The organism is Nocardioides sp. LS1 (genome assembly GCF_003865225.1).
GTDB classification, from domain to species: Bacteria; Actinomycetota; Actinomycetes; order Propionibacteriales; family Nocardioidaceae; genus Nocardioides; species Nocardioides ginsengisegetis.
Genome location: NZ_BIFF01000002.1, coordinates 1,789,981 through 1,806,196 on the forward strand (window position 1 = coordinate 1,789,981; position 16,216 = coordinate 1,806,196).

Annotated in this window: 18 protein-coding genes; 9 read left to right on the top strand and 9 right to left on the bottom strand. The window is 70.3% G+C overall.

The window, feature by feature from the left end; all coding sequences use genetic code 11:
* Positions 1-80 precede the first annotated feature (80 nt).
* The gene (locus EJF31_RS13270; RefSeq protein ID WP_125037478.1) at positions 81-440 is read left to right on the top strand and encodes a phosphomannose isomerase type II C-terminal cupin domain; all 360 of its coding nucleotides are present in this window, start codon (positions 81-83) and stop codon (positions 438-440) included.
* Here EJF31_RS13270 and EJF31_RS13275 read toward each other — a convergent pair.
* Together EJF31_RS13275 and rfbB are read right to left on the bottom strand one after the other, a co-directional pair.
* Positions 413-1,828 carry a bifunctional dTDP-4-dehydrorhamnose 3,5-epimerase family protein/NAD(P)-dependent oxidoreductase gene (locus EJF31_RS13275; RefSeq protein ID WP_125037479.1) on the bottom strand — a complete coding sequence of 472 codons (1,416 nt, stop codon included), beginning with the start codon at positions 1,826-1,828 and terminating at the stop codon, positions 413-415. The genes EJF31_RS13270 and EJF31_RS13275 overlap by 28 nt on opposite strands.
* Positions 1,828-2,826 (bottom strand): dTDP-glucose 4,6-dehydratase, encoded by a 999-nt coding sequence (gene rfbB / locus EJF31_RS13280; protein ID WP_125037480.1) that lies wholly within the window; start codon positions 2,824-2,826, stop codon positions 1,828-1,830. Before rfbB ends, EJF31_RS13275 begins: the two co-directional genes overlap by 1 nt.
* A 98-nt stretch (positions 2,827-2,924) precedes the next feature.
* On the opposite strand from rfbB, the gene rfbA reads away from it, so the two are divergent.
* Positions 2,925-3,788 carry a glucose-1-phosphate thymidylyltransferase RfbA gene (gene rfbA / locus EJF31_RS13285; protein ID WP_125037481.1) on the top strand — a complete coding sequence of 288 codons (864 nt, stop codon included), beginning with the start codon at positions 2,925-2,927 and terminating at the stop codon, positions 3,786-3,788.
* Here rfbA and EJF31_RS13290 read toward each other — a convergent pair.
* The 5 genes from EJF31_RS13290 to EJF31_RS21905 all read right to left on the bottom strand — a co-directional run bounded on the left by EJF31_RS13290 (position 3,761) and on the right by EJF31_RS21905 (position 7,830).
* Positions 3,761-4,729 carry a GDP-mannose 4,6-dehydratase gene (locus EJF31_RS13290; RefSeq protein WP_125037482.1) on the bottom strand — a complete coding sequence of 323 codons (969 nt, stop codon included), beginning with the start codon at positions 4,727-4,729 and terminating at the stop codon, positions 3,761-3,763. The two genes, rfbA and EJF31_RS13290, sit on opposite strands and share 28 nt — an antisense overlap.
* Position 4,730: 1 nt before the next feature.
* Positions 4,731-5,711 carry a GDP-mannose 4,6-dehydratase gene (gene gmd, locus EJF31_RS13295; RefSeq protein WP_125037483.1) on the bottom strand — a complete coding sequence of 327 codons (981 nt, stop codon included), beginning with the start codon at positions 5,709-5,711 and terminating at the stop codon, positions 4,731-4,733.
* Positions 5,712-5,733: 22 nt separating this feature from the next.
* The gene (locus EJF31_RS13300; protein WP_125037484.1) at positions 5,734-7,191 is read right to left on the bottom strand and encodes a sugar transferase; all 1,458 of its coding nucleotides are present in this window, start codon (positions 7,189-7,191) and stop codon (positions 5,734-5,736) included.
* A gap of 186 nt (positions 7,192-7,377) precedes the next feature.
* Positions 7,378-7,536 carry a hypothetical protein gene (locus tag EJF31_RS21900; protein ID WP_185736253.1) on the bottom strand — a complete coding sequence of 53 codons (159 nt, stop codon included), beginning with the start codon at positions 7,534-7,536 and terminating at the stop codon, positions 7,378-7,380.
* A gap of 123 nt (positions 7,537-7,659) precedes the next feature.
* Positions 7,660-7,830 carry a hypothetical protein gene (locus EJF31_RS21905; protein ID WP_185736254.1) on the bottom strand — a complete coding sequence of 57 codons (171 nt, stop codon included), beginning with the start codon at positions 7,828-7,830 and terminating at the stop codon, positions 7,660-7,662.
* A 147-nt stretch (positions 7,831-7,977) separates the two neighbouring features.
* Here EJF31_RS21905 and galE point away from each other — a divergent pair, with 147 nt between their 5' ends.
* The 4 genes from galE to EJF31_RS13315 all read left to right on the top strand — a co-directional run bounded on the left by galE (position 7,978) and on the right by EJF31_RS13315 (position 10,342).
* Entirely contained in the window at positions 7,978-8,982 is a 1,005-nt protein-coding gene (gene galE, locus EJF31_RS13305; RefSeq protein WP_125037485.1) for a UDP-glucose 4-epimerase GalE, read from the top strand.
* Positions 8,979-9,812, top strand: a complete 834-nt coding sequence (locus EJF31_RS13310; protein WP_260430825.1) for an N-acetylmuramoyl-L-alanine amidase — start codon at positions 8,979-8,981, stop codon at positions 9,810-9,812. The genes galE and EJF31_RS13310 overlap by 4 nt, the downstream gene beginning before the upstream one ends.
* 78 nt (positions 9,813-9,890) lie before the next feature.
* Complete coding sequence (locus EJF31_RS21910) at positions 9,891-10,034, top strand: hypothetical protein (RefSeq protein WP_185736255.1); 144 nt, start codon at positions 9,891-9,893, stop codon at positions 10,032-10,034.
* 83 nt (positions 10,035-10,117) lie between these two features.
* Positions 10,118-10,342 carry a hypothetical protein gene (locus tag EJF31_RS13315; RefSeq protein WP_125037486.1) on the top strand — a complete coding sequence of 75 codons (225 nt, stop codon included), beginning with the start codon at positions 10,118-10,120 and terminating at the stop codon, positions 10,340-10,342.
* Between the two features lie 96 nt (positions 10,343-10,438).
* Here EJF31_RS13315 and EJF31_RS13320 read toward each other — a convergent pair whose 3' ends face one another.
* The gene (locus EJF31_RS13320; protein ID WP_125037487.1) at positions 10,439-12,547 is read right to left on the bottom strand and encodes an acyltransferase family protein; all 2,109 of its coding nucleotides are present in this window, start codon (positions 12,545-12,547) and stop codon (positions 10,439-10,441) included.
* Between the two features lie 92 nt (positions 12,548-12,639).
* Here EJF31_RS13320 and EJF31_RS13325 point away from each other — a divergent pair, with 92 nt between their 5' ends.
* Together EJF31_RS13325 and EJF31_RS13330 are read left to right on the top strand one after the other, a co-directional pair.
* Positions 12,640-13,548, top strand: a complete 909-nt coding sequence (locus EJF31_RS13325) for an alpha/beta hydrolase (protein ID WP_125037488.1) — start codon at positions 12,640-12,642, stop codon at positions 13,546-13,548.
* A 63-nt stretch (positions 13,549-13,611) separates the two neighbouring features.
* Positions 13,612-14,904 (top strand): HNH endonuclease signature motif containing protein, encoded by a 1,293-nt coding sequence (locus EJF31_RS13330; RefSeq protein WP_125037489.1) that lies wholly within the window; start codon positions 13,612-13,614, stop codon positions 14,902-14,904.
* Positions 14,905-15,220: 316 nt separating this feature from the next.
* Here the strand turns inward: EJF31_RS13330 and EJF31_RS13335 are convergent, their stop codons facing one another.
* A complete protein-coding gene (locus EJF31_RS13335) occupies positions 15,221-15,433 on the bottom strand; it encodes a hypothetical protein (protein ID WP_125037490.1) in 213 nt (70 codons plus the stop codon).
* A gap of 192 nt (positions 15,434-15,625) precedes the next feature.
* On the opposite strand from EJF31_RS13335, the gene EJF31_RS13340 reads away from it, so the two are divergent.
* Positions 15,626-16,213, top strand: coding sequence for a hypothetical protein (locus EJF31_RS13340; protein WP_125037491.1), 588 nt, complete (start codon positions 15,626-15,628; stop codon positions 16,211-16,213).
* The last annotated feature ends 3 nt before the right edge of the window (positions 16,214-16,216 follow it).

Sequence of the window (16,216 nt, forward strand, 5' to 3'; positions counted from 1 at the left end):
ACCCCGGTGGGCGACTCTGTCCGGCGGATAGCCTTGAAACGTGCCGAAACTGTCGGCACCTGCGTGGGGGTAAGGAAGCAATGTCGCTGCATTCGGAAGACCGGCCGTGGGGGTCGTGGCACGTCCTCGACGAGGGCCAGGGCTACAAGGTCAAGCGGATCGAGGTCAACCCGCACTCGCGCCTGAGCTACCAGACCCACGAGCACCGCTCGGAGCACTGGGTGGTCGTGACCGGCAAGGCGACCTGCATCATCGACGGTGAGACCACCGTCGCCGGCCCCGGCGACTGCGTCGAGGTGGCGCTGGGCCAGGCCCACCGGATCGTCAACGCCGAGGATGAGCCGCTCGTGATCGTCGAGATCCAGCGTGGCGAATACACCGGCGAGGACGACATCTGCCGCCTCGAGGACGACTACGGCCGCGGGGACTCCGCGCAGTAGCGCTTGAGGGCGTCGAGGGCGTCCTCCGGCTCGAACCCGGTCGACCGCAGCTTGGTCAGGTCGAGCGCGCCGTGACCCGGGCGGGGCGCGAGGTCCTTGCCGGCGGCGTACTCCTCCGTGGTCACGTCCGTGACGTCGGCGGGGTCACGTCCGGACAGCTCGAACACCGCCCGCGCGAGGTCGGCCCACGAGGTCACCGGGCCGCCGTTGGAGACGTTGTAGGTGCCGTACGGCGCGCCTGCCACGACCAGGTGCCGGGTCGCGCGAGCCAGCTCGGACGCGAACGTCAACCGGCCGGTCTGGTCGGCCACCACCGACGGCGAGATCCCGCGGCCGGCGAGGTCCTGCATGGTCCGGACGAAGTTCTTGCCGTCCCCGACCACCCACGACGTCCGCAGGAGGAAGTGGCGTGGGGCGGTCGCGACGGCGGCATCGCCGGCCGCCTTGGACTGGCCGTAGACGCCGAGGGGGCTGAGCGGCTCGTCCTCACGGTGCTCGGGGGACGTGCCGTCGAAGACGTAGTCGGTGGAGTAGTGCACCAGCGTGAACCGGTGCTCCCGGGCCAGGCGGGCAAGCACGGCCGGTCCCGTGGCGTTGGCCGCCCACGCGCCCTTCCGGCCCTCGGGGGTCTCGGCCGCGTCAACAGCCGTCCAGGCGGCGGCGTTGAGAACGAGGGCGTAGTCGTGCCAGGGCCACGCCTCCAGGGCGGCCGCGTCGGCGACGTCGAGCTGCGCCCGTGTGAGGGTCTCCGCGTCGGGGAACTCCGCGGCTAGCGCGCGTCCCAGCTGCCCCCCGGCGCCGATGATGACGGTGCGGAGGGGCTGCATCGGCGTCACCGCGTCGAGCGAGGGGTTGTTGCGGTCCTTCTCGGAGACGTCGGCCTCGGTCAGCGGGATCGGCCACGGGATGGCCGCGGTCTCGTCGGCCAGGTCGAGCGCCGGGTAGGCCGTGCCCGGTCGCCAGTGGTCGTTGACGAGGTAGCTGTAGACGGTGCCGTCCTCGAGCGCCTGGTAGGAGTTGCCGACCCCGCGGGGGACGAACACTGCGACCGACGGGTCGATCTCGATCGTGAACGTGGCCCCGAACGAGTCGCCCTCGCGCATGTCCACCCAGGCTCCGAAGACGCGGCCGCTGGCGACGCTGACGAACTTGTCCCACGGCTCGGTGTGGATGCCCCGGGTCGCCCCGCGCCGAGCGTTGAACGCCACGTTGTTCTGCACGGGACCGAAGTCGGGCAGGCCGAGGGCGACCATCTTCTCGCGCTGCCAGTTCTCCTTGAACCAGCCGCGCTCGTCGGCGTGCACCGGCATCCGCACGACGAGCAGGCCGGGGATGGGGGTCTCGGCAAGCTCGACCGCCGAAGGGGGCTCGACCACCGAAGCGGGCATCACTGGCCCTTGGCGGCGTAGGCGGCCTCGGTCGACGCCTTGGCGCGACGCCACCAGTCGTCGTGGGCGAGGTACCACTCGATCGTCGCGGCTAGGCCGGCGTCGAAGTCGTCGTACGTCGGGCGCCAGCCGAGCTCGGCGCGGAGCTTGCCGGACTCGATGGCGTAGCGCCGGTCGTGGCCGGCCCGGTCGTTGACGAAGTCGATGTCGTCCTCGTCGCGGCCGAAGTGGCGCAGGATCGCCCGGACGACCTCGAGGTTGCTCTTCTCGCCGTCGGCGCCGATCAGGTAGGTCTCCCCGATGCGGCCGCGCTCGAGGATCGCGAGCACGGCGGAGGAGTGGTCCTCGGTGTGGATCCAGTCGCGCACGTTGAGGCCGTCGCCGTAGACCTTGGGCCTGCCGCCGTCAGCGACGTTGGTGATCTGGCGGGGGATGAACTTCTCGACGTGCTGCCACGGGCCGTAGTTGTTGGAGCAGTTGGAGATCGTGGCCCGCACGCCGAAGCTGCGCACCCACGCACGGACCAGGTGGTCGGAGCCCGCCTTGGAGGCGGAGTAGGGGCTGCTGGGGTTGTAGGGCGTGTCCTCGGTGAACCGCTTGGGGTCGTCCAGGTCGAGGTCGCCGTAGACCTCGTCGGTGGAGACGTGGTGGAAGCGGACCCCGGCCTTGCGCACCGCCTCGAGCAGCGTGAACGTGCCGAGGACGTTCGTCCGGATGAAGGGCGACGGGTCGTCGAGGGAGTTGTCGTTGTGCGACTCGGCCGCGTAGTGGACGACCGCGTCGTGCCCGTCGACGAGCGGCTCGACGACCGACTCGTCCGCGATGTCCCCGACGACCAGGCGGACGCGGTCCTCCGGGAGGCCGGTCAAGGCCTCGGCGTTCGCGGCGTACGTCATCTTGTCCAGCACCGTCACGACGGCATCCGTGTGGGCGATGACGTGGTGGACGAAGTTGGAGCCGATGAAGCCGGCGCCGCCGGTGACCAAGAGACGATCCATGGGGCGATCCTAGGTGGGGAAGGAGACCCGGCGTTTCCGGTTGGTTACGTCTGGTGGGATTCGGCTCGACCGTCACGCGCCGTCCCTAGGATGCGCCCATGCGGGGAATCATTCTGGCCGGCGGCACGGGCTCACGCCTGCACCCGATCACGCGGGGCATCAGCAAGCAGCTGGTGCCCGTCTATGACAAGCCGATGATCTACTACCCGATGTCGACCCTGATGCTCGCGGGCATCCGTGACATCCTCGTCATCACGACGCCCCACGAGGCGGAGCCCTTCGTGCGGCTCCTGGGGGACGGCTCGCAGTTCGGCATCAACCTGACCTACGCCGTCCAGCCGAGCCCCGACGGGCTCGCGCAGGCGTTCCTGATCGGCGAGGACCACCTCGACGGTGAGCCGGCGGCCCTCGTCCTCGGCGACAACATCTTCTACGGCACCGGCCTCGGCACGAGGTTGCGGCGGTTCGAGGACATCGAGGGGGCGGCGGTCTTCGGCTATCAGGTGGCCGACCCGTCGGCGTACGGCGTGGTCGAGTTCGACGAGGAGCGTCGAGCCGTCTCGCTGGAGGAGAAGCCGGAGAAGCCCAAGAGCAACTACGCGGTGCCCGGGCTCTACTTCTACGACGGGACCGTCGTCGCCAGGACGAAGACGCTGGTGCCCTCGGAGCGCGGGGAGCTGGAGATCACCGATCTGAACCGGCTGTACCTCGACGAGGGGCTGCTGCAGGTCGAGGTGCTGCCGCGCGGCACCGCCTGGCTCGACACCGGCACCTTCGACTCGCTCAACGACGCGAGCAACTTCGTCCGGACGATCGAGGGACGGCAGGGCACGAAGATCGGCGCGCCGGAGGAGGTCGCCTGGCGGATGGGCTTCCTGTCGGATGCCGAGCTGGTCGAACGCGCCGAGCCCCTGGTCAAGAGCGGCTACGGCCGCTACCTGCTGGGACTGCTCGACGAGTGAAGGGCGAGGTCGGCCTCGACCATCCTGCCCACCACCTCCTCGAAGTCGACCGTGGGCGCCCATCCCAGCGCTGACCGGGCACGGCTCGCGTCGCCGACCAGGTCGGTGGCGTCCGTCGGCCTGACGAACTCCGGGTCGACGCTGACCAGCCGCTCCCAGTCGTCGATGCCGGCGCGATGGAAGGCGGCCTCCACGAAGTCGCGCACGGTGTGGCCGACGCCGGTGGCGATGACGTAGTCGTCTGGCGTGTCCGCGCGGGCCGCCAACACCATCGCGTCGACGTAGTCGGGCGCCCAGCCCCAGTCACGCCGGACGTCGAGGTTGCCGAGCACGAGGCGGTCGGCGGTGCCGTGCGTGATCGCCGCGACGGTCGAGGTGATCTTGCGGGTCACGAACTGGGGCGGGCGCAGCGGCGACTCGTGGTTGTAGAGGATCGCGCTCACCGCGTGCAGGCCGCGGTGGCGGTAGACGTCGACCATGAGGTGGGCATAGGCCTTGGCCGCGCCGTAGGGGTTGACCGGCCGGATCGGGGTCCGTTCGTCCTGGGGAGTCGTGGCCGGCTGGCCGAAGATCTCCGCGCTCGAGGCCTGGACGAACCGCACCGGTCGGCCGCTCCGCTCCTGGACCTGCAGGGCCGACTCGAGGAGCCCGACCGCGGCGGCCCCGTTGACCTGGGCGGTCAGGTCGGGGTCGGTCCAGGTCCGGGCAACGCTGCTCAGGGCAGCCAAGTTGAAGACCTCGTCGGGGGCGAGGTCGAGGAGGAGCTTGCGCACCTCCTCGACGCGGGTCAGGTCGCCCCGGTGGAGCTCGACCCCCGGCAGGTCGGGGAGGGGCTCCTCGAGGTGGGCCAGCGCATGCACCTCGACGCCCTCATGCAGGAGCCGGTCGGCCAGGAAGCGGCCGTCCTGGCCGCTGATCCCGGTGACGAAGGTGCGGGTCATGTCACCAGCCCTGCTGGAAGGCCTCGAGGTCGGCGTCGACCATCATCGCCACCAGCTCGGGGAAGGACACCCGGGGCTTCCAGCCCAGGGCCTCGCGGGCCTTGCTGGCGTCCCCGACCAGGGTGTCGACCTCGGCCGGGCGCATGAAGCGGGCGTCCTGGCGCACGTGGGGCGTCCAGTCGTCGATCCCGACGTGGCGGAAGGCCGCGTTGAGGAAGTCGCGGATCGAGTGGGTCTCCCCGGTGGCGATGACGTAGTCGTCGCCGACCGGCTGTTGGAGCATCAGCCACATGGCCTCGACGTAGTCGCCGGCGAAGCCCCAGTCGCGCTCGGCGTCGAGGTTGCCGAGGACGAGCTCCTCCTGGCGGCCCAGCTTGATCCGCGCCACGGCCTGGCTGATCTTGCGGGTGACGAACTCGGGGCCGCGTCGCGGCGACTCGTGGTTGAAGAGGATCCCCGAGGAGGCGTGCATGCCGTAGGACTCGCGGTAGTTGATCGTCATGTGGTGGCCGAAGACCTTGCTGACGCCGTAGGGCGACCGCGGCCACAGGAGGGTGCGCTCGTGTTGGGGCGACTCCTGGACCTTGCCGAACATCTCCGAGCTGGACGCCTGGTAGAACCGGACGCCCTCGATGCGGTCCCCGGTGTGGAGCCGGAGCGCCTCGAGCATGTTGAGCACGCCCTTGGCGGTGACGTCGGTCGTCAACGCGGCGTTCTCCCAGGAATAGGCGACGAACGAGACGGCGCCCAGGTTGTAGACCTCGTCGGGATCGGACAGACGGAGCGCCCGGATCAGGCTCGACATGTCGGTCAGGTCGCCGTTGTGTAGGCGCACCGCGGGAAGCAGCCGCTCAACCAGGTCACGCTTGGGGTTGTTCTGCCCGCGGATCAGTCCGTGGACCTCGTAGCCCTTCGCGAGGAGGAGCTCGGCGAGGTAGAGGCCGTCCTGGCCGGTGATCCCGGTGATGAGCGCGGTGGGCATGGCCAGATTCTGCCACTACTGGTCAGTAGGCTCCGCGCGAGCTGAAGACCGCTCCGACCGTCTTGCTGAGGATGGTCAGGTCCTGGAGCATCGACCAGTTGTCGACGTAGTAGAGGTCGAGCCGGACCGCCTCCGACCACGACAGGTCCGAGCGCCCCGAGACCTGCCAGAGCCCGGTCATGCCGGGGCGTACGCGCAGGCGCCGGTGCGTGTCGTCGTCGTACGTCGCCACCTCGCGCGGCAGTGGCGGACGCGGACCCACGAGGCTCATCTCGCCGCGGAGCACGTTGACGAGCTGCGGCAGCTCGTCGATGGAGAACCGGCGCATCCACTGCCCGGGGCCCGTGATGCGGGGGTCCTCCTTCAGCTTGAAGAGGCCTTCGCCGTGGCCGTGCTCGGCGTGCAGCCGCGCCAGCAGCTCCTCGGCGTCGGTCACCATGGTGCGGAACTTCAGGCAGCCGAACTCGCGCCCGTCCCGACCGATCCGGGTCTGGCGGAACAGCACCGGACCGCCGTCATGGCCCTTGACCCGGAGCGCGGTCAGGAGGAAGAGCGGCGCGAAGACGAGCAGGAGCGCCAGGGAGCCGACCATGTCGAAGACCCGCTTGCCGATCCTGGAGGCGTCGATCGCGGTCGGCGGGTCGATGTGCATCAGCGGCAGGCCGCCGACGGGGCGGACCCGGATGCGCTCGCTGGAGATGTCGGTGACGCTCGGCGCGACGACCACCTGGACGTCGTGCTGCTCGACCTCCCAGACGAACTTGCGCATCTGGCTGGCCGAGCCGACACCGCCGCCGGCGAAGAAGATGACGTCGACCCCGGCCTCCTTGACGACCTCGGTGGCCTCGTCGGTGTGTCCGAGCACGGGGATGCCCGATTTGGTCTCCTCGCTGAGGTCGTAGGCGGGCGTCAGGGCGCCGACCACGTGGTAGCCGAGCCAGGGCTCCCGCCGGAGCACGCTGGCGATCTCGTCGATGTGGGATCGCGAGCCCGCGATCAGGACGCGCTGCTGGAGGGCGCCGCGTCGCCGGGCCTGGTGCACGGCGCGCCGCAGGAGCGAGCGGCCCAGGATCAGCGCGGGGATGCCGAGGGCGAAGGCCAGGACGAAGAAGCCGCGGGAGAGCGAGAACTTCGCGAGGTAGCACCCCACGCCGGCGAGGCCGGCGGCGACGAGGCTGGCGTTGAGGACTCGGCGGTATTCGTCAGTGCCGGCGCCGAACACGTTGCGGGTGTAGCCGCCGGCCGTCGAGATGGCGAGCAGCCAGCCCACCATCATCAGCGGGCCCGCCACGCGCAGGCTGCTGCTGACGTCGGTCGCATTGTCGAAGACCGCGAGGTGGGCGCGGCCGAGGATGGCGACCGTGCCGATGCCGAGCATGACCGCCAGGTCGAGCACGAAGGCGGTCGCGGGCAGGTAGCGCAAGGCACGGCTCGGTGTCGTCGAGGCGATGCGCTCGCGGCGTACCGACAAGAGAGTCATGCGTTGTCCAATTCAGTCCCCGGTGAAATGGCCGTGCTGGGCGTGCCTCGGCACGAGGCTCCAACCCTTGTCGATTTTCGTTTCGGCCGCAGCCGTTTCCCCGAGTGGTTGTGTAAACGATGGATGACGTCCGGGGACGGAGTCTGCCACCGATCCGCGCGGATGTGGTGGCTGGTCCATGCCGGGTCAGCGCGGACGGGCCGCCGCGGGCTGCGCGAGGACCTGCGCCTCGTAGCGCTCCCAGGCGCCGAAGGCCTCTGGGTGGATGCGGTGCTGCTCGCACCAGTCCTCGAACCTGGTGGTCAGGCGGCACGACTGCTCGAGGCGGGGGTTCGCGGGAGCCATGGCGGGCCCTATCTCTCGGTCTCCATCAGCCAACGGCCCGGCGCCGCCCCGAGATGGGCGCTGTTGCCGTCCGTGGACTACCTGTCGGCCAGTCTTCCGCCGAGCCGAGCCAAAGTAAAATCTCTAGCCGGCGGCCCGCGTGGGTGACGACCGGTGAGCCTCGAAGCCCTCCCAGGCGCCGAACGCCTCGGGGTGGATGCCCTGCGACTCGCACCAGTCCTCGAACGGCGTGGTCAGGTGCACCGCGAGGTCGTCGCCGAGGGCGACGGTCGGGGGGATCGTGAAGAAGCTCATCGGAACCTCGAGTCATGACGACACGCCGGTGCGTGACCTGATGCACACCGTCGGCCAGGAGTGGGAGGACCTGAGCGGTTCGGGGTCTTTCCTCCCCAAATCTGGGGATGAGGCGAGGTGGTCCAGTCGGCCGTTAGGGTGGCGGCCATGAAGGTTCTGGTCACCGGCGGCGCCGGCTACATCGGGTCGATCACGGCCAAGGCCCTCGAGGAGGCCGGCCACACGCCCGTCATCCTCGACTCCCTGCTGGTGGGCCCGCGGGTCTTCGTCAAGGACCGGATCTTCTACGAGGGCGACATCGCCGACCGGGAGCTGCTGCGCCGGATCGTGGCCGAGCACCCGGACATCGAGGCGACCATCCACATGGCCGCGCGGATCGTCGTACCGGAGTCGGTGGCGCTGCCGTATGAGTACTACCGCGACAACGTCGCGAAGTCGCTGGAGCTCTTCGACGAGCTGGTCGCGCTGGGCAAGCCGCGGGTGCTGTTCTCCTCCTCGGCCTCGCTCTACGCCACCAAGGACTCCTTCGAGGTGACCGAGGACGACGCCCTCGAGCCGACCTCTCCCTACGCCCGCACCAAGCGGATGATGGAGCAGGTCCTCCAGGACATGTCGGCCGCGACCGACCTGCGCGCGATCATCCTGCGCTACTTCAACCCGATCGGCTCCGACCCGGACCTGGAGTCCGGCATCTACGCCAAGGAGCCCTCGCACGTCATCGGGCAGCTCGTGATGGCCGCCCGGGGCCTCAAGGACACCTTCACGATCACCGGTGTCGAGCACCCGACCCGCGACGGCACGGGCATCCGCGACTACATCCATGTGTGGGACCTCGCGCAGGCGCATGTCCGGGCGGTCGAGAAGTTCGACGAGGTGTTGGCGACCGTGGGTGCGCCGAACACGGTGATCAACATCGGCACGGGTGCCGGGGTGACGGTGCGCGAGCTCGTGGCGTCCTTCGAGAAGGTCTTCGGCAAGGCCGTGCCGCTGTCGGAGGCGCCGCCGCGCCCCGGTGACGCCGTCGGCGCCTTCGCCAACGTCGACCGCTCGCGTGAGCTGCTCGACTGGCGGACCTCCCTGAGTCTCGACGACGCGATCGCCTCGGCCCTCGCCTGGGGCGAGAAGCGCCAGGAGATCCTGGGGTACGAGTGACGGCCCGTCGCGTCGCGTCGGTCCTCTCGCTGGTCCTGCTGGTCGGCGCCGTCGCCGGCGGGATCGCGTGGAGGCGTACGGAAGTGAGCGACCAGGTCAGCCTCGTGGCGGCCGGTCCATACGCGCCGGGTGCCGTTGGTGCCCCGCGTGCCGTGGCGGCCGGTCCGCTCGCGGGCCGCACGGTCGTCCTCGACCCCGGGCACCAGCTCGGCAACCACAACTACCCGCGGCGCATCAATCACCTGGTGCCGGCCGGGGGCTTCAAGAAGCCGTGCAACACGACGGGTACGTCGACCAACGGCGGCTACCCGGAGGCGACGTTCGCCTGGCGGGTGGCGCGGCTGGTCAAGGCGCGGCTCGTCGGGCTGGGCGCCCGCGTCGTCATGACCCGGCACAGCAACCGGCAGGACCAGTGGGGTCCGTGCGTGGACGTGCGGGGGCGCTCGGGGAACTCGGTCGATGCGGACCTGAAGGTGAGCATCCACGGCGATGGGTCGTTCCGGTCGGGCGCGCACGGCTTTCACGTCATCGCACCGACCGACCGCAAGCCGTGGACGCACGACATCTACCGGTCCTCGCGGCGGTTGGCGCTGGTGCTCCGGTCGTCGCTCCATCGTGCGGGCGTGCCGGTCGCCAACTACATCGCCGGCGGGGACGGTCTCGACTTCCGCTCGGACCTCGGCACGCTCAACCTGTCGAACATCCCGACCGTCATGGTCGAGCTCGGCAACATGCGCAACCCGCGCGACGCGCACCTCATGACGTCGTCTGGTGGTCGGGCGACGTACGCGCACGCCTTGGCTCGGGCCGTCCGGTCTTATCTGGGCTGAGATCGTCGCGTACCCAATATTGGTGATCCATGGATTACCGAGGTTTGGGGAGGCGCGAGGGATGGCAAGACTCGAAGCATGTGGTGGACAGTCGCGGTGATCCTGGTGGCGTGGTGTGTGATCCCGCTGCCGCTCGCCGTCGCGATCGGGCGGGCCTTCGCGGCCGCTGAGCGGGCCGAGGAGTCCACCGCCGCGCAGCCCCGCATGCGGGCGACGGCCTGACGGTCCCGCTGCGGTCTCCCCAATTGAGGTGAACGGCGCCGCGGGCGGCCGGGGCTCGACCCGCCCGGTGGTTCCGTTGCCGTATGCGTACCCGCGCCCTGACGAGGCCGCAGGCCCTCGGTCGCCTCGTCACGACCTGTCTGAGCTGCGGTCACCCCGCTGAGCCTCCGGCCGCCTCGGTGGCCACGCTGCTGCTCCGTCGGCTGCGGCCGCACGCGCACGCGTGCCGGGTCCCGCTCGAGGCGCTGTACCTCGTCGATGACGAGTGGTGTGGCTGCATGTCCCCGATGCACGACAACCGCGGGTGACGCTGCGCCTCGTGCGACTTCCTTGTCAACCAGCGAACCCCCGACCCCGCAGCGCGGGGGACGGGGGTTCGTCGGGTCCTTGGAGACGAGAGAAATCTACCGGACGGTAAGCGCGCGGGCGAGCAGGGGCGAGAGTGATCTCGCGTACTGCAGCGTGAGGTGGGATCCGTCGGCAGTGACGGGGGTGTTGCCCACGAAGGCGGGGCAGTCGTCCTGGACGCAGAACCAGTCCCTGGTCTGCACGTAGCGCGCTCCGGCGGCGTCCGCAGCCCGGGTCTCCCCGGCGACGTGGTCGTACCAGTCGGGGCCGGGCTGTGACACGCAGCGCTCGGGTCCGGCGACGCGTGTCACGCAATCCACGAGGTCGGCGTGCTCGGGCGGCGGCGCCAGCACGACCACCCGCGCGGCCGGCGGGAGCTGGGCCAGGGTGGCTCGGAGTCCTTGGTAGGCGAGCAGGGCTGGGTCCGCCGTGAAGCCCTGCCGCTGCGAGTTGCGCACCTCCTCCGCCCCGCTCGCGACGATGACCAAGTCCGGGACGTGCTCCTGGAGGAACGTCCGCACGAGCTCATGATGCGTCGCGCACTCGGGGAAAGCCTTGCCGTCGGGAGTTACGTAGCTCGGCAGCCTCCAGCTGGGGCACGCCGCGGCCGTGAGCTGCTGGATGCTCCAACCTCGCGGCTCGAGTGCCGCCCGGATCCCCGGCATCCAGGCGATGGCATAGGAGTCACCGATCACCACGGCACTGTGCCGGGCCCCGACGTCGCCGAACCGGCAGTCGTCGACCTGGTCCGCCGTGACGGTGGTGCAGCCGAAGGCGGCCTCGTCGGCGCCCCACTGCTCGAGCCCGAGGTGGCTCAGGGGCGGGTCGAAGTCCGGGAACGTGCCGCGATCCAGGGCGGTGATCAGCCGATCCTGGTGTCGCTCGAGCAGGGTCGACTTGAGGTGGGGCGTGGCCGTGGGGCGGGGCGTCACCTGGCCGCCCGACGAGGCCGACGGGGTCGCCGTCAGGGCCGCCGCGGTGAACGCTCCTGCGACGACCACCACGACGGCCGCCCAGCCGAGCTGCAACCGGCGCACGTCGTACGACGGCCGGTTGCGCTGGAGCTGTCGGATCCGCTCCGGGGGCGTCATCAGCCAGCGGTTGTACCTGAGTGGCTTCTCGATCAGGTAGTAGCAGGCGAGCGCCGACGCGATCGTGAGGGCGATCGCGGTGAGGTAGTAGCCCGTGCCCTGACTGGCGAAGTAGGGGAGCAGCAGCAGGTTGACCGGCAGGTGCCACAGGTAGATGGAGTACGACGTGTCCCCGAGGTAGACCATCACCCGGTTGTCGAGGACGGGGATGTACCGGGTGTCGCGGTCGATCCCTCCGGCCATGATCGCCGCGGTCAGCAGCGCCGGGAACAGCCCATAGGGCGCGGGGAACGGGACGCCGTAGGGGAGGAGGAACAGCGTGATGACCAGCCCGACCGTGCCGCCCCAGCCGAGCAGGGCACCGGCCCAGGTGGGCAGCTTCGCCAGACGAGGGCTCAGCACCGCGATCAGGCCGCCGATGCCGAACTCCCACGTGCGGTCGAACGTGGAGAAGTAGGCCGTCGTGGGGTCGGCGACCGAGTGCCAGAGCGAGTAGGCGAACGCGCCGCCCGTGACGACGACGAGCAGCGCCAGGAGCGTGCGCTGCGCGGATCGCGCGCGCCGGGTCGCGACCACCACTGCGACGAACACCAGGAGCGGCCAGACGGCGTAGAACTGCTCCTCCACCGAGAGCGACCAGTAGTGCAGCAGCGGTGAGTCGTGCTGGCTGGCGAAGTAATCGGTGCCCATCGCCGCGAAGTGCCAGTTGACCGCGAGCAGGAGCGCCCAGATGCCGTCGTGGAGGACCAGGTCGCCGCCCGCGGAGTTGATCAGCAGGTACCAGAGCCCGACCGTGACCACGATGACCGTCACCGCGGCGGGCATCAGACGACGAAAGCGGCTGAGGTAGAAGACGACGAAGAACCGCGGGCCGTAGCGGGTGAACGACTCGATCAGGATGCCCGTGATCAGGAACCCCGACAGCACGAAGAACATGTCCAGCATGGCGAAGACCCCGGGCGGCCAGCGCCAGAGGTGGCCGACGACCACAAAGATGATCCCGAGGCCGCGAACCCCCTGGAGGTCGCGCCTCAGGGCGGCGCGGCGGGCGATGCTGGGGTGCTCGGTCGGCACGGCGCGGACCTCCCCCGGTTCGGCGTCGCGGACGACGGTAAGCCCGGGATCGCCCTGTTGTCTTCGTTCTCGTCGCAGCTAGGTTGGCCCGCATGCCTGTGGACCCCGAGATCAAGGCCGTGCTCGACTTCATCGCGAGCCGCGGCTACCCGCCGATGCACGAGGGCACGCCGGAGGACGCCCGCAAGGCGTACCGCGCGATGACCGTCGACACGGTGTCGTCGCCGGTGCCCGTGGGGTCGGTGTCGTCGCTGTCGGTGGCCGGTCTGCCGGCGCGGGTGTATCGGCCGGAGGGGACGGGTGAGCTGCCGACGCTGGTCTACCTGCACGGCGGCGGGTTCGTGATCGGCGACCTGGACACCCACGACCAGCTCTGCCGGCGGCTGTGCGCTGGCGCCGACGTCGTGGTGCTGTCGGTCGACTACCGGCTCGCGCCGGAGCACCCGTTCCCCGCGGCCGTCGACGACGCGCTGGCGGCGGTCGACTGGGCCGCCGCGCACCTGGGGGAGCTGGGTGGGTCGTCCGTGCTGGCGGTCGGGGGTGACAGTGCCGGCGGAAACCTCGCCGCCGTGGTCGCGCAGGCGCGGCGCGACGTGGTGTCGTCGCAGGTGCTGATCTATCCGGCGGTGGATGCGTTCGGGGACTACTCGAGCCGCGTCGAGAACGCCGAGGGGTACTTCCTCGAGGCGGCCACGATGGAGTGGTTCTTCGGTCACTACGCGGGCACGGCCGAGGTGGCGGCGGACGACGTACGCCACTCGCCGCTGCTCGGCGACCTGTCCGGGGTCGCGCCGGCCGTCGTGGTGACGGCGGAGTTCGACCCGCTGCGCGACGAGGGCGAGGCGTACGCCGACGCGCTGTCGGAATCGGGGGTGCGGGTGTCGCGGACGCGGTACGACGGGATGATCCACGGCTTCGTCGACATGGTGGCCTACAGCCCGGCCGCGGCGGCTGCGGTGGACGACCTGGTCGCGCGGACGCGGGTGCTGCTGCACGACTGACCTGCGGGAACGTGGAGCAGAGAAGGCATTGCGTTCGAACAGGTATTCGAGTAGTATGTCTCCATGAGTGTCGCCGCCCTCCGGCCCACGCCGATCTCGCCCCTCCTTGCGGAGGCGCGATCGCTGGTGTCGCAGGGCATGGCGATGCCGACCACGCACGTGGCCGACGACGAGATCGGGCCGGCGATCGCGGAGCTGTCGGCTCTCGAGGCCCAGCTGGAGTCGTGGCGGCTGGAGCTGCTGGCTGAGGCGGATCAGCGCGAGCTCGCGGCCCGCGAGGCTGCCACGGGCACGGACGCGTGGGCGGCGCAGCTGACGGGCGACACCCGGGAGATGCTGGCCGGCGGGCTCCGGTTGGCGGGGCTGCTGCGCGACAAGTACGCCGCCACCCGTGAGGCCTTCGCCGCGGGCAAGCTCCTGAAGGCGCAGGTCAAGGTGATCGTGGCCGCCGCCGAGCAGGCGCCGCCCGAGGCCACTGCCCTGCAGCTCGCGGAGGCCGAGGCGTGGCTGGTGGCGCAGGGCACGGGCAGCGGCACCAGGAGCGGGCGGCCGATGAACCCCAAGCGCCTCCGGCAGGCCGCGAGGCAGATGTTCAGGCAGGTCGACCACGACCTGGCAGCTCGGCACGAGGCGATCCTGCTGGGCCGGGAGCAGCGCCACGCGGTCCGCGAGACCCGGCTCGAGCTGCACGACAACGGCGACGGCACCTACAGCGGCAAGTTCACGATCCCCGAACTCCACGGCCGGCTGCTGCGCAGCGCGCTCGAGCGGCTGACCGCGCCCCGCCGGCTGTCGCGCGACGCGGCGGGCGGCCCGGTCGTCGACGAGAGCGCGCCCGGGACCGGCGCGGGGTGGAACCTCTACGAGGCCAACGGTGTGGCCTTCCTCGAGCTGCTCGAGCACCTCCCGACGGTGGGCCACGCGGCCAACGGGGTGACCCTCATCGTCAAGATGGGGCTCGACGAGCTTCGCTCGGGGCTGGGGGTGGCCCACCTCGACACCGGCGTCACGATCACCGCCGGGGAGGCGCGGCGCCTGGCCTGCAACGCGGGCATCATCCCGGCCGTCCTCGGTGGCGACTCCGTGCCGCTGGACCTCGGGCGTGAAAGCCGGTTGCACTCCTACCACCAGCGGGTCGGGCTCTCCCTGATCCACGACAGCTGTGCGATCACCGGCTGCGAACGCCCCTTCGCCTGGACCGAGATCCACCATCCCGAGCCCTGGTCGGAAGGCGGTCCGACCGATCTCGCCAACGGGCTGCCGCTCTGCTTCTGGCATCACCAGCGAGCCCATGACGACCAGTTCATCCTGCGACATCACGGCCCGGGCGACTGGCGCTTCCATCGCCGCAGATAGGCCGGGGTGCACCCACCCCCGCCGGGTCCTGGGAGGAGGGGGCGGGGGTGGGGCCTAGGGCCTGGCAAACCAGCATGAAGCCTGCGTGCCGCTGCTGGATGGGGTTGCCAGTGGGCGCTGTTTCTGTCGGAGCAATGTCCCCATGGCCCGAACACGCCGTGGCAGAGAAGTTAGGGACCTCGGACCTGCCCTGAAAAGGTGACTGACGAGTAGGTGGTCTGGGTCACAGCAGCGGTCCGGACCACTCCGTCCGGATGGTGGCGCGGGCGTGACGGGGGCCGTGGATCTTGTAGGAGCGCCTGCTCGTCCTCTGACATCACGGCTCGCGCGATTGGCCCTTCAGTGCCGCGGACAGGACCTGCTGGGAACTCGTCCGCGACGCGGCCCGGGCGCGCCCCCACGCGAACCAGTCGGTGAGGACGGGTGCCGGGGTCGGGTCGGAGAAGTCCCCGGCCCAGTAGCCGTTGTGCGGGTGACTCGGCCGTCCGGTGAAGGTCCCGGACTCCGTCTCGATGGGGAGTGTCGACATCGCCTGCTCCTTCCTGGACGACCGTGGTGATCGGCGGGATGCGATCGCGTCGAGCGTGCCCGGGTGTCCTGAAGGACCGCTGAAGGGAGCCTCCCGACCCGCTCAGGAGGCCGCTTCAGCGTCGCTTAAGCCGTCGGACCGAGCGTGTGGTCACGGACATCCGGTCCGTTCCCGAGAAAGAAGGTCCTTCCCATGAACGCATTGACCCCGTCACCCCGTCGCTCCCTCCGCTGCCTCCCGCGGTTGCGGGCCCTGGCTGCCGTCATGGCCCTCGCCACGCTCGGTCTCGCGCCGGCCGGGACTGCCCACGCCGTCGAGACCTACCGGTCGGGGTACGACGTGGGCCGCCACGGCGATCCCGCCGTCACCTGCAGCAGCGCGCCCTACCGCCAGGTCTCCGCGACGCCCCAGATGGGCACCAGCACCGGCTGGGAGCGGGGGCAGAGCGTCGCCTACCGCATCTACGTCCTGGATGCGCGGACCGGCGCCGTCGTGCGGCAGCTCAACAACGGGAACTGGCTGTCGACGAAGATCGCGACCTCGTACCTGTCGTACTACGACATCAACGGCAACCCGGTCTACGCGATCTCCCCGACCGCGTCGCTCCCGACGTACACCTGGAGCGTCCCGGTCGGTGACTACAAGGTCCGGATCGACTACGCGTGGTACACCACGAGCGGCTGGAGCTACGCCACCAACGTCGCGTCGTCCTACCTCAACGGTATGTCGGTCGGCTACAGCTGGATGACCGCCTGGGGCTCGCCCTGCGTCATCCGCTGATCG